The following is a 26,253-nucleotide window of genomic DNA, read 5'->3' on the forward strand; positions in this document are numbered from 1 at the left end:
CGACGTCCGATGTGTCAAGCCTGTGATCGCCAACAGGGTGATCACCGCACCGTTGTGAGGCAAAGTATCCATCCCGCCCGATGCCATTGAGGCAATCCGGTGCAAGAGCTCGGGGCTGATCCCCAAAGCATTGGCCATCTCCAGGTATTGCTTGCCCATCACTTCCAGTGCGATAGACAGACCGCCAGAAGCAGAACCTGTCACCCCGGCAAGCACGTTCACTGCGATCGCTTCTGACACCAGCGGATTGTTGCTCGCCCCTACAATCCACTCCTTAATTACCGTAAAACCAGGCAGCGTTTTGACAACGTTTCCAAATCCAACCTCGGAAGCCGTATTAAAGATGGCAAGCAATGCTCCTGCAGCCGCAGTAGACAACCCCGCTGCCAATTTGTTTTTTACTTCCCGTGCATTGATCAGCATGGCGGCGATAATCCCCAAGCCAAGTGCAAGAATCAAGGCCCAGGAGGAAGACACCGTTTTTACATTGGCGATCTTGAAGCTCTCCTCCAGCATTTTCGCATCATACCAGCCCTCCACCGAGAGGCCGCTGCGGCTGAACAAAAAGTTTCCGGCCAATACAATCGCCAGCGGCAGAATCGCCAGCCAAATGTTCATATAGGATTGGTTTTGATTCGATTGCAGTTCCGGTTCATTGATATGCCCTTCTCCATATCCTTCCCCAGCAGCAGCTGCTTGTTTGCGCCGGCGTTCCAGCCAGTACATCCCCGCTGCAAATACCATGATCGCGCCAATAATCCCGACCAATGGCGCCGCATAGGCATCGGTGCCGAAGTAGGTAGTTGGGATGATATTTTGAATCTGCGGAGTCCCCGGCAAGGCATCCATGGTATACGTAAAAGCACCCAGCGCGATCGCTCCCGGGATCAAGCGCTTGGGAATATTGGCTTCGCGGAAAATGGCGGCCGCAAACGGATAGACGGCAAAAGCTACGACGAACAAGGAAACGCCGCCATAAGTCAAAATCGAACAGGCAAGCACGACAGCCAGAATCGCCCGATTGGAGCCCAAGGCTTTGACGATATGGTGAGCAATCGACGAAGCGGCTCCACTCATCTCCATCACTTTTCCGAATACCGCACCTAATAGAAAGATAGGGAAAAAGGACTTCACATAATTGGCTGCATTCACCATAAAGGTCTCGGTATAGCTAGGCAGCAGCGCAATGCCAGACATCACCACTGCGAGCAAGGTAAAAATCGGCGCAAAAATAATGACCGGATAACCCCTGTAGGCAAAAAACATCAACAATCCCAGAGCAAGAAGAATAGAAAATACCTCAATAAACATACAATGCCCCTTTCGTTCGGCCCGCTCCAGCTCTGGAGGGCCGCTTGTCTTTTCCATCACATGTCATCCATTCAAAACAGCCTTTAGCCCTTCCCCCTTCCATCCCAATCTAAAGAAACCGCTTTCATGCCCGTTTATAAAAGCAAGTAGCGTGCCAATCGCCTCCAAGTTTGTGAAAAGCCCTGCTCATCAGGCATTTCTCCACGTTTACACGCCCTGCCTATCCTAAGATCCCTTTTGTTTTTCCAGAAATCCGGAATTTTCCTTCCACAATCCTGGAATACCGGAACCTTCCCTTGTAACCGCTACCCCTCCCCACATTCCACGAATCTGGAAAGCAAAAAACCCCTTCTGCTTTGACACTCAGAAAGGGTTCTCTTCTCATCAGGTAGCCAAGCCATGCTTTTCCCATTTCTCATAAAAGGACGACTTGCTGATTTTCAGCAGTTTGGCCGCCTCCAGCTTGTTGCACTCCGCCTCTTGCATCGCCATCAGCAGCGCCTCTTTCTCTGCGCGCTCCAAGGTTTCCTTTAACGATTGTACGGGTCGGGACGGCCGTGACTCCACGGACGCTGGCAGCCAGAGATGTTCTTTTTTCAGTTGATCTCCTTCGAGCAGATGCAACGCACGCTCCAGAACGTTGTTCAACTCCCGCACATTGCCGGGCCAGGAGTAGCTGCGCAAGACACTCCATGCCTCATCATCAATCGATTTGACGCTGATGCCTGTCGATTCTACCAGACGTTGGAGCAGATTGGAGACCAGTTCGGGCAGATCCTCCAGTCTCTCCCGCAATGGAGGAATCTCAAGCGAAACCACGTTGAGCCGATAATAGAGGTCTGCTCGGAATCTTCCGTCTTTGATGAGAGCCGGAAGATCTTGGTTGGTCGACGCAATCACACGGACATCGATGGGAGTGGAACGCACAGCGCCGACTCGCTCCACTTCTTTTTCCTGCAGGACACGCAGCAGCTTGGCTTGCAGCGGCAGAGGCATGTCCCCGATCTCATCGAGCAGAATCGTGCCGTGATCCGCCAGTTCGAACTTCCCCTTCTTCCCCCGCCGGGCTGCTCCTGTAAACGCGCCTTCCTCATAGCCAAATAATTCAGACTCCAGTAGTGAATCAGGAATGGCCGCACAGTTGACCCGGATAAACGGTCCCATCTTCCGCTTGCTCTCCGCGTGAATCGCATGGGCAAACAGTTCTTTTCCCGTCCCGCTCTCCCCTGTGATCAGCACCGTGGAATCGCTTTTCGCCACCTTTTGCGAAAATTTCTTCAGCTCTTTCATCTTCTGGCTATAGCCGACGATCTGGTCAAAATGATACGTCGCTCCCAGCCTGCGGCGCAGCTCTTTCTTAATAATAGGTCAGTTCATCCTTCAACTGTCCGACCATCGCTGCCAACGAAGCCAGTTCCTTCACATCCTGGAACAGCACCGTCCCCAGAACGGCAATGACTTGCCCCTCATCCATGATCGGAATCCGATGGGCGATCATTTTTTGTCCTTTGATCTGCTGGATATCCGCAATTTCTGGAACGCCCTCCCGACCGACGATATGCATGCGAGTATTTTCAATAACCTCTGTCACAGGCTTTCCGATCACATTTTCCTGAATGCCAAGGAACTCCCGATAGCTGCGGTTGAACAAGAGAATGTTCCCTTCCTTGTCCGTCACAACCATCGGCTCATGGGCGTTCTCAAAAACAACCTCCAGCAGCTTGCTGATTTGTTGCAGATTCAAGTCCAGGACGATTCCCTCCTCGTTTGGAACATATTTGCTACAGAGTAAAGTTTGCCCTAGAAATGGTGCCGAGGCAAACCTTTTTCCTTCAGCCTTAAAAAACACTCAAATCCCACTCATTGGCCACCCATTCCAATAACTTGATTCCCGCCACGCTGTTACCCGCTTGATCGATGGCAGGAGCAAAAATCCCGATTCCGCAGCCGTCTGAGAACGGAAAAGAAGCGTTTTTTCCCACCCGCGGAGGGACCGTAGCGAGAATGCCGCCAGAAACGCCGCTTTTTGCCGGTATGCCGATGAAGGCAGCCATCTTCCCCGAAGCGTTGTACATGCCACAGGTGAGCATCAGCGCCTTGGAGATTTTGGCGATTTGCTTGGAAAATAGAGCTTTCCTCTGAATCGGATCATACCCGTCCCGGGATAAAATGATCCCGATACGAGCAAGGTCAGCCGTATTTACCTCAATGGAACACTGCTTCAAGTATACCTCAAGCGCTTCCTCGACTTCTGTCTGCAAATACCCCGTATCCTTCAGATAATGAGCGATAGCCCGATTGCGATTCGCTGTTTCCCATTCCGAGGAAAAAACTTCTTCGTTGATACGCGGGCGCTTCCCGGTCAAGCTTTCGTAAAACTGCAGAAGAGACTCTACTTTGTCCTCCGGCCTCCTGCCGGGAAGCATGGAAGAGATGCTGATCGCTCCCGCATTGATCATGGGATTAAAGGGTTTCCCCGGCTGGCTGGATTCCAAACGGATGATGGAATTAAAGGCATCGCCCGTTGGCTCGACATCTACCATTTCCATCACGCGAGAAATACCCTGGCAGACGCAAGCAAGCATGAAGCTGATGACTTTTGAAACGCTTTGCATCGTGAAAGGCTTCTCCCACTGACCTGCATGGACGATTCTGCCATCGCATCCCATGAGACAAATCCCTAGATCCGAAGCATTCGCATTCGCCAACGCCGGAATATAGGAAGCGGGTTTCCCTTCCTGTGCAAAGGGACGACAGTGATTTACGGCTTCGGTCAAACAGGCTTCCACTGATTGATGTTCTTTCGACCACATATCCTGCGTCATGCTTATGCTTCACCTCATCCAAAACATATCGGGCAGTCATCCTCACTGCAATCCGCGACTCCCCCTGCTGCTTACTATTCCCCAAGCGGCGCTAAAAATGGGAAGAAGGGCCATCCTTATTCCTACTACTCTTTGAAAGTGTTATAATACAAAATAGACGAGCTATTTGAAAATAATGATAATACAGAAAAATAAACACAGAATGGTTCTTACTTTTTTAAGGAAGGAACATACTATGCTGTATTTTTCCAAGGACATTCTCTATCATTTTTTACTGATGCTTTTCCCTATTACCATTTACCAAAACTTTCTCAAGGAAGATAATCAGGTTCGTCGATTACTCCGCTCAAAGTTTTTGTTCATCGTCCTCATCACGTTAATCCTAACCATGTCGAACCCGATCGAGTATCATGATGGGTTTATTTACGACTTCAGAGTCATCCCTATTGTCATCGCATTTTTATATGGAGGTATACAGCCGGGCTTGCTGACCATAATCGTGATGCTGTTATACCGATGTGTGTCGGGTGGGGGAGGCTTCTATGTAACGCTAGTCAATTACATCATCGCGACAGGACTCCTCCTTCTCATTCAGCGGAAATTTGACAGCTTGCAAATAAAGACAAAGGTAGCATTGATCAGTGGGTTTTACTGGGCGATTGCATGCACACGGGGGATCACGCTCGTCATCATGGACCAAACCGATCAACTTCCTTTTATGCTTGCTTTCTCCATTCTTACCTTTGTTACGCTCGTTATTATTGTATTTATGATTGAAAATATTAATAAGCAATTCGCTCTGAAAGAGGAGCTGGAAAGATCCGAAAGATTAAATGTTGTCAGCCAATTAGCTGCCTCGATTGCCCATGAGGTTCGAAATCCGATGACCTCCATCAAAGGGTTCATGCAATTATTGAAAGAAGACAGCAACCTGAATCCTACCCAAAAATACTATATCAAAATATCCCTGGATGAATTAGATCGGACAGAAGCGATCATCAATGAATATTTGTCCCTGGCTCGACCTGTCAGCCCCCAAAACGAGCCCGTGAATTTATCGAATGAAATCAAAAGTACAATCGACCTCATTACCTCATTCACGAATGTCCACAATATCGAGATCCATTCATACATAGAAGATTCGCTTTATACGCAAGGAAAAAGAGGCGAAATCAAGCAGGTACTTCTCAATATCATCAAAAACGGCGTCGAAGCTATGGGTTCCAAGGGAATCCTCACGATTCGCGCCTTTAACAAGAAATCCATTCATGTCATTGAAATCATTGATAATGGCGTCGGAATGACGCAACAGCAGATTAAACGTATCGGCACCCCCTTTTATTCAACCAAAGACAAGGGTACGGGAGTGGGCCTATCCGTCTCTTATAGCATCATAAGGAATATGAAAGGCTCAATCGAAGTGGAATCTGAACTAAACAGAGGGACTGCTTTTACGATTTCATTACCCGTTTATTACGAAAACTGAAACAAGCGCACTGTCAAAAGGTTCCCTTATTGGGAACTTTTTTGTTCCCCTCTACATTGTAATTTTCTGCTCCTTCTTCTTTCTTATCGACCTGAGCCACAATCCAAATCCGACGAACAGAATCGTCGTAATGATGCCAGTGGTCGGGCTGAGCCAAAGTTCGGCTGTTTTCGTGAATGAAAAAACCCCGGCTACAGACAACAACAAGGTAGGCACTCCATCTTCCAAAGCATGCATCAACACGCACGGCCATACAGATTTCGTCAGCCGATACATTTCAACGTACATCACCGACCATGCTACCATTAATGCACAGCCTATGAAGAGAAAGCCCATTCTCGGAGTCGTCTCGAAGTAAGAGTCAGGCAGGAACACCATATAATACGCAGCATGCCACAGCGCCCACACAAGTCCGGATACGAGATAGAGCATCCAGTCATTCAGCTTCAGCTCAATCAGTTTCGGAGTCAAATACCCGCGCCAGGCAAACTCTTCAAAGATGTTCTTCATAAAGTTACCTGCGATGGAAACACCAATAAGGGATAGGATTGAGTTGCGTTCCACATCAGAAATACTAGCGCTATGAAACAGCCATGCAAGACCGAACGTGATAACAGTCATAACCGGATAGATCGCGATCGCTGCGCCATACCACTTCATATTCCCTCTGAAATTCGGCAGAACGCCAATATCCTTCCAATCGCGATTCACAAGCCGCAGAACGAGCATTGCGATAAACGGCAATATAAGCCACAATCCCATTCCTAATGAATTCTCCGCCGGCTGCTCCGGAAGCTTCGAATCTACCAACACGCCAATCCAACCGCTCGCCAACACCACCACAATGAACAAGATTAGACTAGACTTTCGTCTTGCCGCTGACATTTTTACATTCTCCTCTTGATTATTGTCGTTCTGCACGACGCTTCGCTGCGCTGATTACATCTTCAGCCGCGCTGCTCATCACCTGAATCATCTGTTCTTCCGAAAAATCTCCCGGCAGCAATTCATTTGCCACCATCACGCTCATCCCGACCTGAAAAATCTTCATCTTTAGCAAAATTGCCAGCAATTCATCATCAGTCAATCCGTTCAGATCGGGGTCCATTCTCATCATCTTGATGAAGCCTTGCGTCTCTTCCTCATTGTGCTTCGCTTGATCGTTCTTCTTCATCACAAGATCGCGAAACAAAACCGGATACTCCCTTGCAAACCGGATGCTGGCCACCCCGATATCGTGGAACGGATGCCCCGAGTTTTGCTCCATCAAAATCTGTCTGCTGACCTCGAAGGTCTTCTTGTACACCTCTTCGACTAGCTCGCCAACCTCCTTGAAATTCACATAAATCGGGGCAATCGAGCTCCCTAGCTTCTCCGCTACCTTGCGGATAGTAATGGAATCGACTCCTTCCGTCCTCGCAATTTCGAACGCCGCATCAATGATCTGTTCTTTCGTAAACTTTGTTTTTGGTGCCATTTGCTCTCTCCTCTAATCGAACATTCATTACATATCAATTGTTTTATATCATATATTATATATCGAACGATATGTATGTCAACACTCCGAAAACGTATTCTTATCTTTTAATCGAGTAGGAGAGGGTGACTAACCCCCGTCCTCTCACACCACCGTACGTACCGTTCGGTATACGGCGGTTCATTTAGGTATGACGCAGTATCTGTCTGACAAACTCTTCAAACCTTGATTACGCCAGTAAGCATTATTCAATGCTCGGTGAAGAATTGGACTACATGCAATTCGCCATTGTTTCTTTCGTGAATTGCCCCATTCATAGGCTTTTTCCTTGGGAACTCCTAAGGAGATAAGCCTTTTTACTTTTGTTTTCGGGCGCTTCCACTCTTTCCAGAGACACATTCGGAGTCTTCTTCGAATCCATTCGTCAAGATGGCTGAACACCGAAGGGGTATCAGCCAAGGCAAAATAGCCACACCAACCTGTAAGGTACTCATTGAGATCGTCAATTCTGTATTCCATTGGGAGTGGTTTAGTGCGGGAGGTGATCTCCCGAATCCTCTGTTTTGCTCGCTTCAGACTATCGTTCGCTATTCGAATCTTGGGCGATTTGTTCACCGTGAAACTGAAACCAAGAAATTTACGATTCCATGGGCGATCAACGGCGCTTTTCTCCATGTTGACTTTTAGCTTGAGCTTTCTCTCAATGAACGTGGTCACGGAATCCATCACGCGGATTCCTGCCTTCTTTGACTTCACATAGATGTTGCAGTCATCTGCGTAGCGAAGGAATCGAAGCCCCCGCTTTTCCAGTTCCTTGTCGAGTTCGTGCAACATGATATTGGATAAGAGCGGACTCAACGGGCCACCTTGCGGCACCCCTTGATCGCTTTCAATTTCCATACCATTAACCATAATCCCTGATTCGAGATAGCGTCGGATGAGGGTTAGGATAGTTCTGTCTTTGACATGTTTTGCGATAAGCCCCATAAGTTTATCGTGGTTTACCTTATCGAAGAACTTCTCAAGATCCATGTCTACGACCCAACGGTATCCTTCCTCGATGTATGTCTGTGCCTTCTTGACTGCGTCATGTCCCCGTCTTCTTGGACGGAATCCATGACTATGTTCGGAGAACATAGGATCAAATATCGGAGAAAGAACCTGTGCAATTGCTTGTTGGATGAGACGGTCGGTCACGGTAGGAATGCCTAATAGCCGAACACCACCGTTCAGTTTCGGGATTTCGACTCGTCGGACTGGCGAAGGTACATAGGTTCCATTCTCCAATGACGCTCGTAGGGAGTCCCAGTTGGATAAGATATGTTGACGTAGGGATTTTACGGACATACCATCCACACCGTGGCTTCCTTTGTTCTTTTCTACTCGCTTTAGTGCCAACAGGAGGTTTTCCCGTGACAGCAGTTGTCCCATCATAAAACCAGATATCCTTTCGCGTGAACGTTCTTTCTACTTGTGCCACTCTCTATTCCGCCCTCTTGAAGTCCCCCATGGATTCACCATTTCCTCCTTCAAGTAAGTCCATCCGGATTGTCTGCATCATCATAAAGAGTGAACGCCTAGCGTCCCGTTCTTCCTAAATGTTCGGCCCTTCCCGTTTCAAGCGTCCTCTACTCCGGTACTATGGCCTCTGCTGACTCCTGACCGTTCAGTTTCTCCTAGCGGAGAAGGTTACCATGAGGGCATGGCGTCCCAGTCAGGTCTCCCCGGGTAAGAACGTTGTCTTTCCCTCCATCCACCTGCTTCATTTACTCCCGATAGCCTTTGGCAACATGGACTTCGTCTTGTATGGCAGACTCATCCAGCTATCGTTAGCCTCATATGAAGTTCGTGTTCCTCAGGCCGGAGGTTTGCCGCAGACTTCCTTCAGATTCCACCTCGCGGTGGACACCCTTGTCGTAAGCTAGTGGCTACTGTTGCCTTCGCCATTCGGGACTTTCACCCTAGAGACAACGCCCATGCCGGGCACACCATAAAAAAACCCAGCGACATCCGCTGGGTTATGCGTTTATCTGCCTATTCATCTACCTCGCCAAATACCCGCCGTCGATGATCAGTGGCGCGCCAGTCATAAAGGAAGCTTCATCCGAAGCAAGGAACAGAATGCCATTGGCAATCTCAGCCGGTTCCCCGTAACGTCCCATCGGATGAGAGTCACCAGCGAACTGCCAGAATTGGTCCATGGTCACGGCGTTTTGCGTATGCTCCTCTGTAATTTGGTTGGTACGCGTGCCACCCGGACAGATGGCATTGACCCGGATGCCTTCTGCGGCGTAGCGTGTCGCCAAGGACTTGGTCAGCTGCAAGGCACCGGCTTTGGTGATATTGTACAGAACCGTGCTTCGCCCCAGCATCTCCTGTCCGACAAACGAGGAGATGGAGCCCAGGTTGATGATCGACCCGCTCCGCTGTTTTTGCATCTGCGGAATGACCGCTTTGCAGCAGAGGAACATGCTTTTCAAATTGATGCCGATACACCGGTCAAACTCTTCGGTGGAAATATCCGTAATATCCTGGATATAGTGAATTCCTGCGTTGTTGACCAGCACGTCGATCCGGTCATGGCGTTGGATGGCGGCTTCCGATAGCCGGATCGCCGTCTCCTCGAGGGAAACATCTCCGATAACATACGTATGTTGATCGGGATTGGGGGTTGACTGGATGACAGCCTGGAGTCTTGCTTCATCGAGGTCATTCAAGACAAGCAAAGCTCCTTCCTGCGCGAACCGCTCCGCCGTCGCCCTACCGATTCCACTGCCTGCGCCCGTGATGATCGCCACTTTCCCCTGCAAACGTCCTGTATGTGCCATCTTATCGCACCTCTTCCCTTACTTCCGGCGTGAACAACGGCTCGCTTACCTGCAAGGGCGGACACGCCTCTGCCGGATTCAGCCCCATCGTCAGCAAGCCGATCTGGTCCGCGCAGGCATCGATATTCGGAGGCATGATTGGAGCTGTCGCGACATCGCGCACCATCCGCTCCAGGTGATATTCCTTCATCATCCCATGCGCACCGTTGGCGATGGAGGCCGAGCGGGCTGCATTGGAGGTAGCCGCGGCGATCATATGCTTCGCCCTTACCAGATGGAAGAACGTCTGGACACTCGGACCATACGTATCGCTATGCCAAGCGGCGTGCATCATCACCCAGTACGCGCCGTTCAGCTCGGCAGCCATTTCTCCGATCCTGCGGCGGCTATCCGGGTGAAAGGCCTGTGATTGTGCAAAGCCCTTTGGTTTTTTCGCGGTCAGCAGCTCGCTTGCGTAGTTCAGGATCCCTAGCCCTACGCCCAGGTAGACAGCGGCAAACCCGCCGAAGGACCAGTTCGCCCCCCGAATGATAAAATCGTTCAGGAATTCATCCGTTTGATGCAGCACAAGTTCATCCGGCACAAAAGTTCCATTGTACTCTACGGTATTGCTGCGAGTAGCCCGCATCCCCAATGTGTTCCAGACGTCGTGAACCGTGACGCCTTCTGCCGTGCATCGATCGATCGGCACCAAAAAGCCGATGCTCGCCTGCGGATTGGGATCTCCCTTGGGATGCGCATACAGGTAGACGTAATCGCTGGATTCCACCATGGAACAAAACGCTTTTTTTCCATACAAGCGGTAGCCTCCCTCCACCTTGACGGCTGCAAGGGACGGGGTATACGAGGTTGACAGCAAACTGGAGGAGGATGGCTCGGATACCGAAGTACAGAACAGCTTCCCTTCTTGCAAGGCAAGGGCGACTACGCGCTGCTTGACCTGTTCGGAGATATCCGGGTGTTGGAGAATCGCCCCGGTGGCATTGGCATGCATGTTAAAAGAGTTGGCCGTAGCCGCACAGCCTTGCGCCAGCTCTGCGATCGCTGCCGAATACCCCAAAAAGCCGATGCCCAACCCGCCGTATTCTTTGGGAATCGCGATCCCGAACAATCCTTCTCCCGCAGGATCGCGTAATTCTCTTCTGGTGCAGAGCGATCGCGATCATGCTCTGCAGCCCTTGTACGAAAGTCTTTTGCCAGTTCCTTGCACAGATCAATCACGCTTTGCTGCTCTTCTGTAAAGCGAAAATCCATGACAATCCCCTCCTGGTTTCACTTCCAACATATTTAGGGGAATTATCTCACACCAGAATATATCAGAACGTTAAGTATTTAACGGTATTTTCACAATATTCAATTTTATGGTTTGTCTTTTTTTGAAGCACAAAAAACCCCGGAAATTACTCCGGGGCAACTTGTCTTTCTTCCTGGCTTCGCACCAGCGGTTCTTGCGGCATCCGAACCAACGGCAGGATAAACAACATCCCGATGACGAACAGAATCGCAGATCCTTGATAAATCGTCAGCAGGGAAAAATGCTCCTTCAATACCCCTGCCGCACTCATCGTGATCACCATCGACCCGGTGAACAACGGTGTCAAAATGCCGTTTACACGTCCGATAAAGGCGCTCTCCGTATGCTTCATGATCAGCGTGTTGATCCCGATATGAATGCATGGCAGCAAAAGTCCTCCGAGCAGACAGATCGACAGCGTCAGCCACTGCGTCGTGGAAATTCCCATCACGCTGAACGCAACGGCATTGCCCAACAACCCGATCATCAACAGTCTTTGTGGCGCGATTTTCTTAGCAAAGGTCATCGCCAGCCCCCCGCCGACAATCATCCCGACACCTTGGACAGTCAGCAGCCATTGCAGACTTTCCTTCGGGAGACCCAGTCGTTCGGTAACCACAAAAATACCCAGCGGTTGAATCATTCCCAGGCCCAGACCTGCCGCGGCAAAGCAGAAGCCGAGGATGCTCAGCACCCGGTTCGTCTTCATGTAGCGAAGACCGCTGACCATTTCTTGCAGAAGCTGTGATTTCTCTGCGTTTTTCTCCGGCATCGGATCAGGCGGCAAGGAATACAGGACCGCCGCTGAACAGAGAAAAGCCACTGCGGTAATCCCCATCGCTACTTCCAATCCGAAGCTCTGAAACACAAACGTCCCCATAATTGGTCCCAGGACCATAAAGAGCGCGAACAAGGTCTGATAGGCGGACATTCCGGCTTGCAGCTGCTCGGCTGGCACATGCAGCTTGAACAGCTTCATGCCGGACGGCTGTGAAAATTGGGAGAGAATCGCGGAAATCAGTGTCGCAAAAAAGACGGCCTTCCACGTCCCAAAAACAAATGTCACCAGTACAGCAAGAACGGACGCAGCACTCAGCACATCACACCAGACCATCGTCCGCTTGGGCCGCCATCGGTCGGCAAAAGTCCCTGCCAAAAAAGAAAATAAAAAGATCGGGGCATACTCTGCTACCGAAATCATGGAGACGGCAAACGCGTCGCCTCCGGTGCGCTCCATAATAAAAAGCAGGATCGCAAAGTTGCGCACCCATATTCCGATTTGCAAAAACAAACCGGATAACAAAATCGATCGCACGTAACGATTTCGCAGTAAACCTGACATAAAAAAAACCTCCTCATCCCTACGCTTCTGGACAGGAGGTTTACATATTTTCACAAAAAAGAAGACAAAAATCCCCCAATACGGGTGGGAGCTACCTTCTATTTGCCAATATGCATACTAATCCTATCCAGAAAATCGCAAGGTCATATATTCGACTGCTTTCTTGGAATCGGTATTAGATGATCATTGGCGTTTTAGGTCATCCCTTCGCATTAGAATGAACATAGGATACCATAAAAAGTAAGAGGAGCACAAGGAAAAAATCTCAGGAATCCTTGAACCTCAAAAGCCTCATGCTGTTCAAGATCACGATGAGAGCAGCCCCGGTGTCACTGACGACAGCCAGCCACAGGGTCAGCCAGCCAGGGAAGATCAGAATCAGCGCTGCCAGCTTGATGATGATCGAGAACCAGATGTTTTGCTTGATGATTCGCAGTGCTTTTCGGCTCAGCTTCACCGTATGCGGCAGCTTTTCCAGATTGTCCGCCATCAGCACGATGTCGGCCGTCTCCATTGCCGTATCGGTCCCCGCTCCTCCCATCGCAATCCCCAGATCCGCCGTCGCCAATGCAGGGGCATCGTTCATGCCATCCCCTACCATCGCAACGACCTGACCTTTTTGTTGCATCGATTTGACAGCTTCCACCTTCTGCTCGGGCAACAGCTCGGCCTGGAAACGGCTGACCCCAGTCTGATCCGCCACCTTGCGCGCTGTACCAGCGTTATCCCCGGTCAGCATCACAATCTCGCGAATCCCGTCCGCTTTCAGCCGCTGGATCGCACGTACCGTAATCTCCCGGATCGTATCGGCGACTGCAATCAACCCGATGATCCGCTTAGCCGTGCCTACGACGATCAGGGAATGCCCTTCTTCCTGCAGCTTCTGGATCGAATCTTCCCAGTCAGCAGTCGAGACCCCCAGCTCTGCAAACAGCGCAGGTTTTCCGACGTAGTAGGTCTCGCCTGCGATCACGGCTTCCGCTCCTTTGCCGACGATAGCCCGATAATCGTTTCCGGCAAGCGGAGCAAAACCGCGCTTCTGCGCATAGGTGACAATCGCCTGCGCGATCGGATGCTTCGCTTGTTCTTCCACAGTTCGGGCGATCCGCAGCATTTGCTCCTCGGACTCCCCTGCAGTGGTCAGCACTTCTTTGACCTCGGGTTTTCCTTCTGTCAATGTCCCGGTCTTGTCAAATGCGATGGCCTGGATGGCACCAGCTTTCTCCAAAAATGCACCGCCCTTGATCAATACCCCATGGCGCGCTGCATTGCCAATCGCAGATACAATCGCTACCGGTGTAGAGATGACCAGTGCGCATGGACACGCGACAACTAGCAGCTCCAATCCCTTGTAAAACCATTCTCCCCATGTGCCAAAGGAAAACAGCGGCGGAAAAACGATGACAAGCATTGCCAGCACCAGAACAATCGGGGTGTAAATCTCGGCAAATTTATCGACAAAGGCTTGTGTCGGCGCCTTTTTCTCCTGTGCTTCTTCGACTAGGTGAATGATGCGGGAAATCGCCGTATCCTCGACGAGATGCGTCACCTTCACTTCCAATGCTCCGCTTTCGTTGACCGTCCCGGCAAAGATCACATCACCAGCTGTCTTGTCGACCGGAATCGATTCCCCTGTAATCGGGGCTTGATTGACGCTGGAAGTCCCGACGAGGACCTCGCCGTCCAGAGGGATTTTTTCCCCCGGCTTGACGACGATGATCTCGCCTACCTGAATTTCCTCCACTTGCTTGCGCGTCAGGGAGTCGCCTGTTTTCACCCAGGCTTCAGACGGCGCCAGATCCATTAGATTGCGGATCGAATCCCTGGTTTTTTCGATGGAGCGTGCCTGCAGCATATTGCCGACAGAAAACAGCCAGACGACTGTCGCCCCTTCCAGCCATTCTCCAATCGCAGCGGCCCCGATCGCAGCAGCGCTCATCAGGACGTTCATGTCCAACGAACCGCTTTTGATCGCGTAAAAAGCGCTTCGGGCAGGTTTGTAGCCCCCAGTCACGATCGCCAATGCCCACAAGCTGATGGTCACAGCCTCGGGAACACTGGTAAAAGAACCGATAATGCCGAGCAACAATAAAATACCGGAGAGGATCGTCAATTGCGTTCCCGTACGATCAGCAGAGGCTTCCTTGGCACCCATGCGCTTGGCGAGCGGGCTTGCCGTGTATCCCGCTTTGGAGACCTCCTGCATGACCGCTTCCTTCCCCAGCCCTTCCTCTACGATATGCATCTTTCCTGTAGAAAAATTGACGTTAACCTCTTTGACTGCCGCCAAGGTCCGCATATGCTTCTCCAGCGACTTGGCGCAAGAACTGCAATCCATCCCCTGTATGCGATATACTGCCGCAGCCGCAGATGCCGCGAACGGCACGGCCTGCTCTTTGTGATCGCCTAGCCCGCATGAAGAGTGATCATGATCGTGGTCGTGGTCATGCTTATGGGCGTGTTGTTCTGAACTGGACATCGTCGCTCACCTCGATCCCATTCCCTTGCTCCATTTCTATGCACGAATCATTCAAATGGATATTTAATTATTATAATAGTCAAACCAAACTCATCATTCAAGTGTAGATTTGAATTTTTCGCCTATTTTTTGTAAAGAAAAAGACTTCCCTACAAGAGAAGTCTCTACACCATGCCCTGTCGATATTCTTTTTATTCCTTTGGCCCCTTCAGCCACTTCGTCCCACAATCCAGACAGGTGCAGTGAATCACCTTTCGTCTTTCCAGGATCAGCCTCACGATGAAGAGCAAAAACGCCCCGGTCAGACCGAGGAACAAAAAAATCACCGGAGTCCCGTTCAGGCGAATCCCGATCCAGGCGATCACCATTAATACAAACGCGTAAATGACAACGTATAGGACGCGATTGATCGATTCTTTAAAATCAATTTTCAGCGATTTGCATTTCGGACAATTGCCGTGTACTTCCATCCTCTTTCTCCTCCCGTGTCGAACACCGATCCGATGTATAAACATGTCCATCTTACACGAAAAAGCAGGCATGCACTACCACGTCACAGAAATGTCCCTTTTGCCTTTTCACTTATCGCTTGAGTGTTATAATAGGAGGACATTGAGTGTAATGAATAAGAGGTGATTTTTCATGGCGTCCAAACAAAAGGACGACGTCTGTGAAATTCAATGCTTCGATGATGAAAAAGTAAATCGTTTGCGCCCCTTGGCACACGAATCCGAAGGCGTTGCGAAAATCTTCAAGGCATTGGCCGACGATACCCGCGCCAAGATCATTCATATCCTGTCTTTGGAAGAGGAGCTGTGCGTCTGCGACATCGCTGCCGTCATCGGCAGTTCCATTGCAAACACCTCTCATCATTTGCGTCTGCTGCGCAACATGGGATTGGCGAAATACCGCAAAGAAGGCAAGCTGGTCTTCTACTCCCTGGATGACGACCATGTGCGCCATCTGATCTTTGCCGGCGTCGAGCATGCCAAAGAACAAAAGGCATTGATCCCCAAAGCATGAGCTTTCAAAAGCTTTGCTCCATCGGAGTTCCGGTGGGGACAAAGCTTTTTTTACCCCTTCCCTTCCGGTACTGGAAATAATAATATAGTACCATTGTTACCAAAACGAATCCACCGCGACGGGAGGGACGATTTCCTTTGGAAAAAAGACTGCAGCAAGCGGCATTGGAGCTGATCGTGAAAAAAGGATTGAAATTTACGATGAACGATCTTGCTGCTCTGTTGGGGATTAGCAAGCGTACCATCTATGAGCATTTTGAATCCAAGGAGCAGATGATCAGCGTGATCGTCGATGAGGCCATAGCGGAAGTCAAGCAGGCGGAAAAAGCGATTTATGACCATCAGGACTGGAGTTCGGTGCGAAAATTAAAGGAGGTTCTCTCCATTCTTCCCAGCGGACTGCATATTGGCGATGTCCGTCTGCTGGACGAAATGAAGCGATTTGCTCCGGAAGAATGGAAAAAGATCGATCAATTACTGCAGGAGGAATGGGATACGGTAACGGCCATTATCCACGAAGGCATTGCCAGCGGCGAGCTGCGCCCTGTCCATGTGCCAACTGTCATTCAGATCATGCGCGGAGCCTCCGGTGCGATCTTTGACCCCGAATTCTTAATCCATTCCACGGAGTCGCTCACCCGTGCCACACACACGATGGTGGATACGTTGCTCTATGGCATCACGATAAGGGAAGACGAAAGGAGCGAGTAACAATGGCGTGGCTGTACTTGATGTTTGCCATCCTGCTGGAAGTGGCGGGGACGGTGTCGATGAAGCTTTCACAAGGGTTTACCAAAGTTTGGCCCTCTACACTGATGGTCGTTTTTTATCTATTGGCGTTTTCCAGTCTGAACCTTTCCTTGAAGCAAATTCCCGTCAGTGTCGCCTATGCGATCTGGTCCGGCATCGGGACTGCGGCGATCGCGGTAATCGGTTTTCTGGTATTCCAGGAATCGTTGAACGTATGGAAAGCTGTCTCTATTCTGCTGATCATTCTTGGTGTCATTGGATTGAATATGGGTGGAGAAGGTGCGTCCTCATGACTGTACCAAGCCCGAAACAGCCTGACATGCGTATTTTGCGCTGGTTTTTCCTTGTCACGGATTTGGCGTTTATCCTGTATTTCAGTTTCACCGCAGCGGGCCTGATTCCCGTAGAGTACGCCTACTCTGATTATACGAACCCCATTCTGGTTGCCTGGAATTGGTCCTTCTTTCCTTTGGATATGATGATCTCGGCTTCTGGGCTTGGCGCTATTTATTTGCATCGAAAAAAGGCTCCAGCATGGAAGTCTGCAGCCTTTCTTTCGCTTATTCTCACCTTTTGCTCCGGTTTCATGGCGATTTCCTATTGGGCCATCCGATCTTCCTTCCTGCCTTTTGGAGAACGGCTTACGTCAGCGACCCTTTAGTCAAATAGCTGTGATTGCTTGCGGAGGAGCGCCTGGTACTCTTCAGGGGTGTCGACATCCAGGCCCCATTCCGCTTGCTCAAAAGAAACGGCTGCCATCTGCTGCTTGTATCTGCTGACTACCTCCTTGCCTCCTTGATCCCCGGACACTTGGGACAGTTCGTCAAAGAGAGAGGAAGCGAACAAAACCGGATGGCCAGCACTCCCGGCATACAACGGACGGACGATCCGCACTCCCTCTGCATGGCGGCTGCGATAGGCATCGACCAATCCCTGCACCACCGCATCGGGTACGAGAGGCTGATCCGCCAAAAACACCAGTGCCGCATCGGCGCGCCCCCGTACTGCCGCAACCCCGACACGCAGGGAAGCAGCCATGCCCGTCCGGTACTCCGGATTGTCGACGACCTCGACTTGCGGCAGATCGCCAGTCAACTGACGCATTCTTGCGCTATGCTCCCCTGTGATCAACACGACGGGGTGCAAGCCGCTAGCGACTGCCCGCTCTACGGCGTAGCGAAACAAAGGCTTTCCGTTCAACTCCAAAAAAGGCTTGGCGGCCCCCATGCGCCTCGACATGCCAGCAGCCAAGACGATCGCCGCGACTTGAAGTGTCATGGTCCACTCCCCCTATTCGATAGAAGCCAGCATTTTTTCCATCATTTCCTTGGTGAGCGGTCCGATCATTTTGTACTGGATCACGCCCTGAGAATCGATGATGTAGCTGGTCGGGATTGAGATTGCTCGATACAGGCGCGAGATTTGCTTGCCCTCGTCCAAAACGACCGGAAACGTGATGCCGTAGTCCTTGAGGAAAGCGGCTACCTGCTCCTCACCCTGTTCCGTATCAAACAGGTTTACGGCTAGGATCGTCACGCCCTGGTCTTTTTCCTGCTCGTAAAATGCCTGCATATCCGGCATCTCGGCCCGACACGGCGGACACCAGGTGGCCCAGAGGTTGAGGATTACCTTCTGACCTTTCAGCTCCGACAGCCGAATACGCTCATTCTCCAGCGTGCGCAATTCAAAGTCGGGGGCAAGCTCCCCTTTGTTCAAGCCGACCTTGAGCGTCTCGTTTCCGCTCGCTTGTCCTGGGACGAGGGAAGAGCTTCCGGTATTCAGCATCCCCCAGCCGATCAGGCCGATAATGCCTGCAATCGCTACCCATCTCTTCCGCTGTACTGTCCCTGCTGTCAGCCAGAGGAACAAAATCAGGCTAATTCCCGCCTGTCCAGCGTCATATAGCCAATCCTGCCGAAAAACAACAGCCCAGAGCAGATGACCGGCTCCCCAGGCCGTGACCAGACCCAGAACAAGCGTCTTTCCAAACAGCTTCACCGGGATTTGCCGCTTCCTGATCTGGAAAGCCAAATATGCAGCTGCTGCAAGAACTGCCAGCCAAACCCCGGCATCTCCTCCAGAAAAATAGAGCAGGGCGGCAGGATTTTCCCAAACATTCTGTGGATGAAAAAGGGCGTAGCTGAACTTCCAGATGAGCAGCGACGCAATCACTGCCGTACTGACCATCTCCGTGATCTCTTTTCTCAAGGCAGCTTCATTCTTCAGGGAAAAGAAGATCGTCAGATAACCAAGCAAACCCGCCGCAATGTAGAGGATGGTTGTCATTTTGATCAAAAATGGACCCAATTGGATGACATCTAGCAATCCGTCAACTCCCCGCTCTCGTATTTATCTCCATGTTACCTCCATGATACAAGAGATGAGTAGGCTTGTAACGTCTCATAGTACATGTCGCCTCTACATGAGAATGTCCATCCAGATTTTGACGACTGTGGCTGTAATCAAGATCGCCAGAATTCCTTGCAACAGCTTGGTGTTCATCCTTTTGCCGATGGCAGCTCCGATCGGCGATGCGATCATACTGGCCACAATCATGACCAGCGAAGGAATCAGCAACGTATGCCCACCCATCAGCTTCCCTACTGTGGAGCCTATGGAAGCGATAAAGGTGATTGCGAGGGATGAAGCAATCGCGACCCTAGTCGGAATTTTAAGAATCACAAGCATCACAGGAACGGTAATAAACGCACCCGCTGCCCCTACGATCCCTGACAAAATCCCGATCACACCGGCCAGCACGGCAGCCAGCGGCTTGTTGAATGCAAGCTTGGTGTAATCCTCCAGTTCATCCCCTTTTTTGGGCATAAACATCATTACCGCAGCGATCAGGGCGAGAAAGGCATAGACCAGATTGATCACCTGGTCTGGCAGAAACTTGGAACCAAAACCGCCGGCGAAGCTCCCGATGATGATGGCGAACCCCATCGTCAGAATCAATGATTTGTTGATATATCCACCTTTGCGGTAAGCGAACATCCCGGCCAGCGTGGCAAAAAAGACCTGCACCGCACTGATCGCCGATACCTCTTGTGCGGTAAAGGCGACAAATCCCAAAGCAGGCGGGATGTACAAGAGCAGCGGATACTTGATAATCGACCCGCCAATCCCTACCATGCCAGAGATCGCGGACCCTACGAAGCCGATGGCAAACAACGTGATGATCAACCCCAAGTCCATAAGGCCCATCCTCTCCTCTCTTACTAGTAGGAGCGGCAATTATTCTTGCCGCTCCGGTACCGTTTATGTTGTATTACTCGCCTTTTTTAATCCAGAACTTGAACACGCCAGCTTCTTCTTCGCTTTTCAGCAGTTCATGCCCCGTGGAGCCAGCCCACGCTGTCAGGTCGTTTTTCGAGCCTTTATCTGTCGCATGCACTTCCAGAATCTCTCCTGGTGCCAGCTCATCCATCGCTTTTTTGGTACGTACGATTGGCATCGGGCAAGCAAGTCCTTTGGCGTCAATGATTTTTGTGCTGTTCATATTCGTTACCTCCCGTTTTTTGTATGGTGTTTGGTTTTGCCTGGTTATTCATGAGTGTGGTGCAGAGCACAACGGTTCGGACCGATCTCCAGCTCTTGCTGGCGCTCTGCGGTCGCTTCCTCCACCCCGCGATTGATCGCGATAATCTCCTCGAAGTTGGGCGGTGTTTCCGTCTTGGACTGGGCGACAACCTGATCGACGAACGATTTCTTGTCCTGCTGGTTCATCAATTCATTGGCAGCGCGAATCACACCAAGCTGTGCTCCTACGTAGCCTGCTTCATTCACTTCTCTGTCCAATTCGGCGTAGTGGCCGGGCAAAACGATGACATCATCCGCCATGGCAGCTATTTTTTCGTACACCGTGTCATACAGGTCCTGCGCCCATTCGGCTGCCTTGCCTCCAAGGTCCGGGCGTCCCAATCCACCTACGAAAAGGGTATCGCCGGAGAACAAAAGCTTGTCATTTACAAAGAAAGAGACACTGCCAGGGGTATGTCCCGGTGTTTTCACTGCCAATACGCGCAGGTCGACCTGGGCAAAGCGGATGCGATCATACTCCTCCAAGGGCTTGAAGGAAAAGACAGCGCCCTCGCTTTTCATCATGTAGTAATCGGCTCCAGTCATCTGCGCCAATTGTTTTCCTCCTGAGATGTGATCCGCGTGCAAGTGGGAATCGACGATGTGCGAGATTTTTGCACCCTCATGTTTCGCGGCATCCAGATAGACATCTGTGAACCGGGATGGGTCAATCACCAGCGCTTCCCCACCGGATACCACCATATAGGAAAGGCAGCCTTTACCCATACGCAGGTATTGGTAGACTTTCATGCGTTCATCCGCGTAGACCAGCACTTGTTCCAGATGCTCGCTCCAGGACTTCATGCCGCCTTGCAGGTAGGCTACCTGCTCCAATCCTGCTTCTGCAAGCTGCTCTGCGACGAACTTGGAGGAGCCTTCCTTGGCACAGACGACCAAGAGCTTTTTATGGGCTGGGATCTGGTCAAGCACCCCGTCTACGCCGTCGATCAGGTCAAAATACGGAATATTGATGCTCTCTACTTGCTCTCCTTCGATTCTCCAATCCTGATAGTCAGTCTGGTTGCGAACATCGAGAATAAACAGTTCTTCCTTGTTCTTTACCATTGTGGCAACATCTTTTGCCGTCATCATGGTGATCATTTTCGTTTCCTCCTTATATAAGGTTCGCTTGCTTCGCTTATTTTCCGGTTTCGACCGGGCCATTCCAGCCTGACATGCCCGGCAGGACGTTTTTCAGCTTGGAAAAACCCTTCTCGGCCAGGAACCTGCATGCCAGATCACTGCGGTTGCCCGTTCGGCAGACGACCATGATTTCTTGGTCCGGGTTCAGCTCACCCCATCTGCCTTCCAGCTCGCCATAGGGAATCGCTTTTGCGCCCGGGATGTGGCCATCTGCATATTCATCGGACTCACGCACGTCGACAACGATGATCGCTTCGCGTGCTTCCAGCTTTTGCAGTAGCAGGGCATTCGAGATGGTCTGTGGATACGTGGACGGATCATTGGCTGCCTGCGGGCCAGCCTTTCGCAGATAATGCTTGAACACATCGCCTTCTGTCTCCGTACCCAAGTATTCGTGACCGGTCGTTTTTGCCCAGCCCTGAATATCGGCTACAGAGCCCTTGTCAGTCGCCTGCATCTCCAGCACCTGACCTGCTTCCATTTGTTCGATGGTCTTTTTGGTTTTGACAATCGGCATTGGACAAGCGAGCCCTTTGCAATCCAGAACCTTATCTACTTTAAAGTCCATGATCTCACTCCTGTATTTTGAAAGTGGGTTCGGCATACCTATGGGGGTATTATTTCGGATAAAAAAATTTCGCTCTCCTTAGAAAGTCTGTTGGCGGTTGTTTCATCATTTACTTATACCCCTATAGGTATATTACATGGCTCGAATGTACCTGTCAAGCGCCACGTTCCTTATTCTCTGTAAGGGCACGATTACCGGGAAAATTCTTGCATTCGCCTTCTTTTGCACCTAGAACGCCACTTTCAGACCCTATTAAGCATCTGTTTAAGTCCAAAAATAATAGGAAGGGACACGACTGGCCCCTTCCTTACCATACTTTTAACTATAGATTTTCGGCACTCTTCAACGCATGCTCCCAGCTTGGAAAATAAAACAACGCGCTTCGCATCAACTCAGGATCGTTTTGCTTCACCTGCTTTTTACTGAGTGAATCTCCATTGGACTGCCTTTGACGGATGCGGTGTATGACCTCATCAGCTCCTAGGGTTATTTCCATTGGCCAAAACTCCTTTCCAATTGATGGTGATAGTTCTAGCATTCTCATCCATTCCTTGATCTATACTTTTTCTCTCAAATTCCTTCTCCACATAAAAAGCCGAGCGGCAGCGGGATTTCTCCTGCTTTCACTCGGCCTTCCTAGTCTAGCGGCATTACGACAGCAATGCGGCAAACACTTGATTATCCAAGGCAATCGCCTTATCGATGTTCATGGTTTTTTCGTAGGCTGGGTTTTGTGTGATCGCAGCCCCCCAGAACATGGATTCAAATACGCCTTCGATGCGAACCTCGATTTTGGACAGCGGCATGGCGATGCCTTCGATTTTGTCCTCGAGGATGTGCGCCTCTCCGACAATCGAGTAGACGGTGCCCAACGCGATCATGGTCAGCGACACGCGAGGATTTGCCTTCACATTTGCCGCAGTACGAGAATTGTTGGTAACGGCGAAGCGGATTGTTGTCGGTGTATGCGCCTTCACCCAGGAGATGGCGGATGTGTTCGGCGTATTGCTTTCCGCATCGATCGTACTCAGCAGAATCAAAGGCTTGTCATTCATAAAGTCGATCTGTTCTTGCGACAATTCTTGAGGAATTTGTTTGCTCATTTGTATGGAACCCTCCTTTTTCTATCATGCTTCTTATGATAACAGCGAATCTTTCGGGCTTAAAGATATTCCCAATTCTATTTTTCCAAACATTTCCCCCAAATGATCCATATTGAAGGTAATATGCATGGACGAGGCTTGCACATCCCTCCAGTATCGCTGCAACGGATGGGTTTCATACATGCTGCTCGCACCGCTGTAGTCGACGATGGTCTTGACAGCTTCTTTGCACAATTTCGCTGTGAAGCCATAGTTTCGGCGCAGTCGCAGACGCTCATACGTATCGATAGGCGTATCTGTGCTCAGACGGGTCAGCGATTTTTCAAAGAGAGCGATGGCCGCATCCAGCGTGGCGGATACCTCTGCGACCCGGATCTGCTGATGCGTGAAGTCCGCGATTTTTGCCTGGCGTACGCTGGATTTGGTCCGGATTCCCTCCCGCCACAATTCATAGGCGCCGACACTCGCCCCCAGGAGGGCCGCTGTCAAACTGACCGGAATGACCGCGTACAAAGGATTTTTGTAGAGCGGAAGATCGTTGATGAGGTTCCCCGGCCCCACTCCCCGTTGACACCAGGCGACCATGTCGAAGGTCCGATGCTCCGGTACGAACACATCGTTCAGCTGCAGGTTTTTACTTCCTGTCCCTCTCTGGGCGACGGTATGCCAGGTATCGAGGATCGTGTAATCCTTTTTCGGCACCAGCATCATCATGGCATAGGGCGGAGCCCCCTCCTCCTGTGCCGGCACGCTGCCAAACAGCATCGCCCAGTCACTGTGGTCGATCCCCGATGAGAAGCCCCAGATCCCACTGGCGCGAAAACCGCCTTCTACGCGGGTCACTTGTGACTGCGGAGAGCCGAACGACGACGCGATGCAGGCGTCGGGATTCTCCCCCCAGACATCTTGCTGTGCCTGTTCGGGGTAATACGCGAGCATCCAGGAATGAAGGACCAGAAGTCCAAAGCACCAGCCCGCTGATGGGTCAGCCTTGGCAATTTCAAAGGTCGTTTTATACATCGTCTCCACTCCCAGCTCATGCCCGCCCCAACGTTTGGGCATCAAGGCGCGGATCAGGCCGGAGGCGATAAAATCATCGATATTTTCCTGCGGTTGGCGGCGAAGTTCTTCGGATAGCTGAGCGCGGGATTGAATGCGCGGAATCATGCTGATCGCCCGAGCGACGGCTTCATCATGCGTGATGGTAGACAACGTAGTATCCTCCCTGCTTGAGATGACTTATTTGTATGGTAGCAGAAATCAAGAGTATTTTGAAATATTGGGAGATTATATCTGTAATAAGGAAAGCTTATTACAATACACCCGCAGTCCACCGACATGTTATGATAAAACCAAGAATAGAGAGCTCACGGGAGGTCTGTATGGACATACGCCAACTCCGCTATTTCATCGCCGTCGCCGAACATTATTCTTCTCTTTAAAATGAAACTTTCGTTAGATATTACTCACCTCTGTTTTTTGCACAATAGAAATGACTAATATTGCAGCGTAAAAATGCTCAATACAAATACAAAAAAGGCACTTGGTCAGCATCAATACTTCCTCCTACCGTTAGGTTTGGGACAACTTAGCGAAGGAGAATGGAAAGGATGCTGAAAATGCCTCAACAACACTATATCAGGTTTTTACGCGAAGTAGAAGAATGCTCGGTAAACGAGATTGCAGAACGTGTGGGTGTTCACTGGCGGACTGCCAAAAAATATACCGATCAAACGGATTGGAATGCCTCGATGAAGAAACGAAAGGGTAGAAGTCCTGTCATGGTCCGTTTATGGAGATCATCGATACGTGGTTGGAGGAGGACCGTTTGGTCCCCCGTAAGCAGCGACACACAGGTGTGCGCATTTTCCAACGTTTGCGCGACGAACATCAATTTACTGGTGGGCAACGTACAGTATTGGCCTACGTGCAGCGACGAAAGAATGAAATGGAACTGGATCGTGCCAAAACGTACGAACGGCTAGAACATCCACCGGGTGAGGCACAGGTGGACTTTACAACCATTGAGGTATGCCAAGATCATCGATTACTCACATACTGCTCGTCATGTCTTTTCCGTACAGTAATGCCTCCTTCGTTTATCCGACACCGGCGGAGAATCAGGAATGCTTTTTGGAGGCAATGAAGCTGTGCTTTGAACAAATGGGAGGAGTTCCTCAGCGAATCTGGTTTGACAATCTTTCCGCTGCCGTCGTTCATATTGAGAAGCAGGGCGAACGCATTAACGGAAGGCTTCCAACGATTTTGCGCTCCCTACCGGTTTGAAGCTGTCTTTTGCAACCCATACAGCAGTCATGAGAAGGGGCACCTCCAAACGCAATTGGGCTGTGCCGATTCCCATCAACAGTTAGCCTCCTACTTCGCCGAGCAAGCAAAACGAGATCGTGATCGTCAGCATTATGCTCTAAATCGTTGCATCGCAGATCTGTGGGAGGATGATCGTCGTAAATTGCTTACCCTGCCAGAGCAAGGATTTGAGGCTTTTCGCTTGGGTACTGCAGTGGTGAATAAGTATGGAGAGATTCGGATGGATGAAATGACGGTTCCGTTGCTGGGGATGTCAACTCCAGGCAGCGAGGTACTGATCCAAACGTTTTGGGATCGTCTCGTCATTCTAAACGGCCAACACCAGCTAATCCGGGAAGTACCCAGACCTTATACGGGACGAAGTATGGATATTCCGTGGTCACTAATATGCACTGGATGGCTAAAAAAACCACGTAGTGTGACGCACTCGCAGTTTCTCCGTATGCTACCAGAGATCTTGCAAGAGTATGTAACCGTGAAGGATCTGACAGAGCGAAAAGGTCGTCTTCAGGCATTGGCGCACTGGTGTGACATTTACACAATCGAACAGATCCAGGAAATAATTGCTCTACTAGGTCAAAACACACCGGTTACACGTATCACGGCCGTGTTAGGTGTAAAATACGGAAGTCGCGATTCCTGTCACGTGGGAAGAGACGTTGTCCCCTCCGGGAACTCGCGTAGAAAGTTCCCTCCAACGCTATGATCAACTTGT

At 50.5% G+C, this 26,253-nt stretch carries 25 protein-coding genes and 1 pseudogene (1 of these 26 cut by a window edge); 6 read left to right on the forward strand and 20 right to left on the reverse strand.

Annotation, left to right across the window (positions count from 1 at the left end):
• The 3 genes and pseudogenes from T458_RS40690 to T458_RS40700 all read right to left on the reverse strand — a co-directional run.
• Positions 1 to 1,311: the 5' portion of a GntP family permease gene (locus tag T458_RS40690; protein ID WP_031305729.1), read on the reverse strand. Its footprint begins 81 nt before the window's first position; only the first 1,311 of its 1,392 coding nucleotides appear in the window; the start codon lies at positions 1,309 to 1,311; the stop codon falls past the left edge of the window.
• A gap of 384 nt (positions 1,312 to 1,695) precedes the next feature.
• Positions 1,696 to 3,061, reverse strand: a pseudogene (locus T458_RS40695) (sigma-54 interaction domain-containing protein).
• A gap of 88 nt (positions 3,062 to 3,149) precedes the next feature.
• Positions 3,150 to 4,136, reverse strand: coding sequence for a glutaminase (locus T458_RS40700; protein ID WP_023556804.1), 987 nt, complete (start codon positions 4,134 to 4,136; stop codon positions 3,150 to 3,152).
• 277 nt (positions 4,137 to 4,413) lie between these two features.
• On the opposite strand from T458_RS40700, the gene T458_RS40705 reads away from it, so the two are divergent.
• Complete coding sequence (locus T458_RS40705) at positions 4,414 to 5,622, forward strand: ATP-binding protein (protein ID WP_290367275.1); 1,209 nt, start codon at positions 4,414 to 4,416, stop codon at positions 5,620 to 5,622.
• A 51-nt stretch (positions 5,623 to 5,673) separates the two neighbouring features.
• Here the strand turns inward: T458_RS40705 and T458_RS40710 are convergent, their stop codons facing one another.
• The 8 genes from T458_RS40710 to T458_RS40750 all read right to left on the reverse strand — a co-directional run bounded on the left by T458_RS40710 (position 5,674) and on the right by T458_RS40750 (position 15,512).
• Positions 5,674 to 6,507, reverse strand: coding sequence for a CPBP family intramembrane glutamic endopeptidase (locus T458_RS40710; RefSeq protein ID WP_023556806.1), 834 nt, complete (start codon positions 6,505 to 6,507; stop codon positions 5,674 to 5,676).
• A 19-nt stretch (positions 6,508 to 6,526) separates the two neighbouring features.
• On the reverse strand, positions 6,527 to 7,099 hold the full coding sequence (locus T458_RS40715; RefSeq protein WP_023556807.1) for a TetR/AcrR family transcriptional regulator: 573 nt from the start codon (positions 7,097 to 7,099) through the stop codon (positions 6,527 to 6,529).
• Positions 7,100 to 7,279: 180 nt separating this feature from the next.
• Positions 7,280 to 8,533, reverse strand: a complete 1,254-nt coding sequence (gene ltrA, locus T458_RS40720; RefSeq protein WP_023556808.1) for a group II intron reverse transcriptase/maturase — start codon at positions 8,531 to 8,533, stop codon at positions 7,280 to 7,282.
• Positions 8,534 to 9,141: 608 nt separating this feature from the next.
• A complete protein-coding gene (locus T458_RS40730; protein ID WP_023556809.1) occupies positions 9,142 to 9,927 on the reverse strand; it encodes an SDR family NAD(P)-dependent oxidoreductase in 786 nt (261 codons plus the stop codon).
• Position 9,928: 1 nt separating this feature from the next.
• On the reverse strand, positions 9,929 to 11,038 hold the full coding sequence (locus T458_RS40735) for an acyl-CoA dehydrogenase family protein (protein WP_023556810.1): 1,110 nt from the start codon (positions 11,036 to 11,038) through the stop codon (positions 9,929 to 9,931).
• A 289-nt stretch (positions 11,039 to 11,327) separates the two neighbouring features.
• Positions 11,328 to 12,563, reverse strand: coding sequence for an MFS transporter (locus tag T458_RS40740; protein WP_023556811.1), 1,236 nt, complete (start codon positions 12,561 to 12,563; stop codon positions 11,328 to 11,330).
• Positions 12,564 to 12,828: 265 nt separating this feature from the next.
• Positions 12,829 to 15,042, reverse strand: a complete 2,214-nt coding sequence (locus T458_RS40745; protein ID WP_023556812.1) for a heavy metal translocating P-type ATPase — start codon at positions 15,040 to 15,042, stop codon at positions 12,829 to 12,831.
• A 191-nt stretch (positions 15,043 to 15,233) separates the two neighbouring features.
• Positions 15,234 to 15,512: a hypothetical protein gene (locus tag T458_RS40750; RefSeq protein ID WP_023556813.1), complete on the reverse strand. Its 279-nt coding sequence runs from the start codon at positions 15,510 to 15,512 to the stop codon at positions 15,234 to 15,236.
• Between the two features lie 172 nt (positions 15,513 to 15,684).
• Between T458_RS40750 and T458_RS40755 the strand changes: the two genes are divergently transcribed.
• The 4 genes from T458_RS40755 (at position 15,685) to T458_RS0128810 (ending at position 17,475) form a co-directional block, all read left to right on the forward strand.
• Positions 15,685 to 16,065: an ArsR/SmtB family transcription factor gene (locus tag T458_RS40755; RefSeq protein WP_023556814.1), complete on the forward strand. Its 381-nt coding sequence runs from the start codon at positions 15,685 to 15,687 to the stop codon at positions 16,063 to 16,065.
• Positions 16,066 to 16,202: 137 nt separating this feature from the next.
• Positions 16,203 to 16,775: a TetR/AcrR family transcriptional regulator gene (locus T458_RS40760; protein ID WP_023556815.1), complete on the forward strand. Its 573-nt coding sequence runs from the start codon at positions 16,203 to 16,205 to the stop codon at positions 16,773 to 16,775.
• 2 nt (positions 16,776 to 16,777) lie between these two features.
• On the forward strand, positions 16,778 to 17,107 hold the full coding sequence (locus T458_RS40765) for a DMT family transporter (RefSeq protein ID WP_023556816.1): 330 nt from the start codon (positions 16,778 to 16,780) through the stop codon (positions 17,105 to 17,107).
• The gene (locus T458_RS0128810) at positions 17,104 to 17,475 is read left to right on the forward strand and encodes a DUF5360 family protein (RefSeq protein ID WP_023556817.1); all 372 of its coding nucleotides are present in this window, start codon (positions 17,104 to 17,106) and stop codon (positions 17,473 to 17,475) included. Before T458_RS40765 ends, T458_RS0128810 begins: the two co-directional genes overlap by 4 nt.
• Here the strand turns inward: T458_RS0128810 and T458_RS40770 are convergent.
• The 9 genes from T458_RS40770 to T458_RS40800 form a co-directional block, all read right to left on the reverse strand.
• Entirely contained in the window at positions 17,472 to 18,092 is a 621-nt protein-coding gene (locus T458_RS40770; protein WP_023556818.1) for a nucleotidyltransferase family protein, read from the reverse strand. The two genes, T458_RS0128810 and T458_RS40770, sit on opposite strands and share 4 nt — an antisense overlap.
• A 12-nt stretch (positions 18,093 to 18,104) precedes the next feature.
• On the reverse strand, positions 18,105 to 19,139 hold the full coding sequence (locus T458_RS57595; RefSeq protein WP_023556819.1) for a redoxin domain-containing protein: 1,035 nt from the start codon (positions 19,137 to 19,139) through the stop codon (positions 18,105 to 18,107).
• Positions 19,140 to 19,232: 93 nt separating this feature from the next.
• Positions 19,233 to 20,012 carry a sulfite exporter TauE/SafE family protein gene (locus T458_RS40775; RefSeq protein WP_023556820.1) on the reverse strand — a complete coding sequence of 260 codons (780 nt, stop codon included), beginning with the start codon at positions 20,010 to 20,012 and terminating at the stop codon, positions 19,233 to 19,235.
• Positions 20,013 to 20,085: 73 nt separating this feature from the next.
• Positions 20,086 to 20,316, reverse strand: coding sequence for a sulfurtransferase TusA family protein (locus T458_RS40780; RefSeq protein WP_023556821.1), 231 nt, complete (start codon positions 20,314 to 20,316; stop codon positions 20,086 to 20,088).
• 44 nt (positions 20,317 to 20,360) lie between these two features.
• Positions 20,361 to 21,497: an MBL fold metallo-hydrolase gene (locus T458_RS40785; RefSeq protein WP_023556822.1), complete on the reverse strand. Its 1,137-nt coding sequence runs from the start codon at positions 21,495 to 21,497 to the stop codon at positions 20,361 to 20,363.
• 37 nt (positions 21,498 to 21,534) lie between these two features.
• Positions 21,535 to 22,107 (reverse strand): sulfurtransferase TusA family protein, encoded by a 573-nt coding sequence (locus T458_RS40790; RefSeq protein WP_023556823.1) that lies wholly within the window; start codon positions 22,105 to 22,107, stop codon positions 21,535 to 21,537.
• 322 nt (positions 22,108 to 22,429) lie between these two features.
• Positions 22,430 to 22,603, reverse strand: coding sequence for a hypothetical protein (locus tag T458_RS57190; RefSeq protein ID WP_023556824.1), 174 nt, complete (start codon positions 22,601 to 22,603; stop codon positions 22,430 to 22,432).
• Between the two features lie 154 nt (positions 22,604 to 22,757).
• On the reverse strand, positions 22,758 to 23,210 hold the full coding sequence (locus tag T458_RS40795; RefSeq protein ID WP_023556825.1) for a pyridoxamine 5'-phosphate oxidase family protein: 453 nt from the start codon (positions 23,208 to 23,210) through the stop codon (positions 22,758 to 22,760).
• Positions 23,211 to 23,243: 33 nt separating this feature from the next.
• On the reverse strand, positions 23,244 to 24,422 hold the full coding sequence (locus T458_RS40800) for an acyl-CoA dehydrogenase family protein (RefSeq protein WP_023556826.1): 1,179 nt from the start codon (positions 24,420 to 24,422) through the stop codon (positions 23,244 to 23,246).
• 943 nt (positions 24,423 to 25,365) lie between these two features.
• Here T458_RS40800 and T458_RS56915 point away from each other — a divergent pair.
• The gene (locus tag T458_RS56915) at positions 25,366 to 26,244 is read left to right on the forward strand and encodes a hypothetical protein (RefSeq protein ID WP_144083831.1); all 879 of its coding nucleotides are present in this window, start codon (positions 25,366 to 25,368) and stop codon (positions 26,242 to 26,244) included.
• Positions 26,245 to 26,253: the final 9 nt, after the last annotated feature.

The organism is Brevibacillus panacihumi W25, assembly GCF_000503775.1.
GTDB classification, from domain to species: domain Bacteria; phylum Bacillota; class Bacilli; order Brevibacillales; family Brevibacillaceae; genus Brevibacillus; species Brevibacillus panacihumi_A.

What these genes read in the sequence shown, in the direction of transcription:
- T458_RS40740 (WP_023556811.1), bottom strand. Translation starts at nt 12,563, where the DNA reads ATGTCAGGTTTACTGCGAAATCGTTACGTGCGATCGATTTTGTTATCC.
- T458_RS40730 (WP_023556809.1), bottom strand. Translation starts at nt 9,927, where the DNA reads ATGGCACATACAGGACGTTTGCAGGGGAAAGTGGCGATCATCACGGGC.
- T458_RS40745 (WP_023556812.1), bottom strand. Translation starts at nt 15,042, where the DNA reads ATGTCCAGTTCAGAACAACACGCCCATAAGCATGACCACGACCACGAT.
- T458_RS40715 (WP_023556807.1), bottom strand. Translation starts at nt 7,099, where the DNA reads ATGGCACCAAAAACAAAGTTTACGAAAGAACAGATCATTGATGCGGCG.
- T458_RS57190 (WP_023556824.1), bottom strand. Translation starts at nt 22,603, where the DNA reads ATGGAAATAACCCTAGGAGCTGATGAGGTCATACACCGCATCCGTCAA.
- T458_RS40770 (WP_023556818.1), bottom strand. Translation starts at nt 18,092, where the DNA reads ATGACACTTCAAGTCGCGGCGATCGTCTTGGCTGCTGGCATGTCGAGG.
- T458_RS0128810 (WP_023556817.1), top strand. Translation starts at nt 17,104, where the DNA reads ATGACTGTACCAAGCCCGAAACAGCCTGACATGCGTATTTTGCGCTGG.
- T458_RS40755 (WP_023556814.1), top strand. Translation starts at nt 15,685, where the DNA reads ATGGCGTCCAAACAAAAGGACGACGTCTGTGAAATTCAATGCTTCGAT.
- T458_RS40775 (WP_023556820.1), bottom strand. Translation starts at nt 20,012, where the DNA reads ATGGACTTGGGGTTGATCATCACGTTGTTTGCCATCGGCTTCGTAGGG.
- T458_RS40785 (WP_023556822.1), bottom strand. Translation starts at nt 21,497, where the DNA reads ATGATCACCATGATGACGGCAAAAGATGTTGCCACAATGGTAAAGAAC.
- T458_RS40780 (WP_023556821.1), bottom strand. Translation starts at nt 20,316, where the DNA reads ATGAACAGCACAAAAATCATTGACGCCAAAGGACTTGCTTGCCCGATG.
- T458_RS40790 (WP_023556823.1), bottom strand. Translation starts at nt 22,107, where the DNA reads ATGGACTTTAAAGTAGATAAGGTTCTGGATTGCAAAGGGCTCGCTTGT.
- ltrA (WP_023556808.1), bottom strand. Translation starts at nt 8,533, where the DNA reads ATGATGGGACAACTGCTGTCACGGGAAAACCTCCTGTTGGCACTAAAG.
- T458_RS40795 (WP_023556825.1), bottom strand. Translation starts at nt 23,210, where the DNA reads ATGAGCAAACAAATTCCTCAAGAATTGTCGCAAGAACAGATCGACTTT.
- T458_RS40710 (WP_023556806.1), bottom strand. Translation starts at nt 6,507, where the DNA reads ATGTCAGCGGCAAGACGAAAGTCTAGTCTAATCTTGTTCATTGTGGTG.
- T458_RS40765 (WP_023556816.1), top strand. Translation starts at nt 16,778, where the DNA reads ATGGCGTGGCTGTACTTGATGTTTGCCATCCTGCTGGAAGTGGCGGGG.
- T458_RS40750 (WP_023556813.1), bottom strand. Translation starts at nt 15,512, where the DNA reads ATGGAAGTACACGGCAATTGTCCGAAATGCAAATCGCTGAAAATTGAT.
- T458_RS40700 (WP_023556804.1), bottom strand. Translation starts at nt 4,136, where the DNA reads ATGACGCAGGATATGTGGTCGAAAGAACATCAATCAGTGGAAGCCTGT.
- T458_RS40705 (WP_290367275.1), top strand. Translation starts at nt 4,414, where the DNA reads ATGCTTTTCCCTATTACCATTTACCAAAACTTTCTCAAGGAAGATAAT.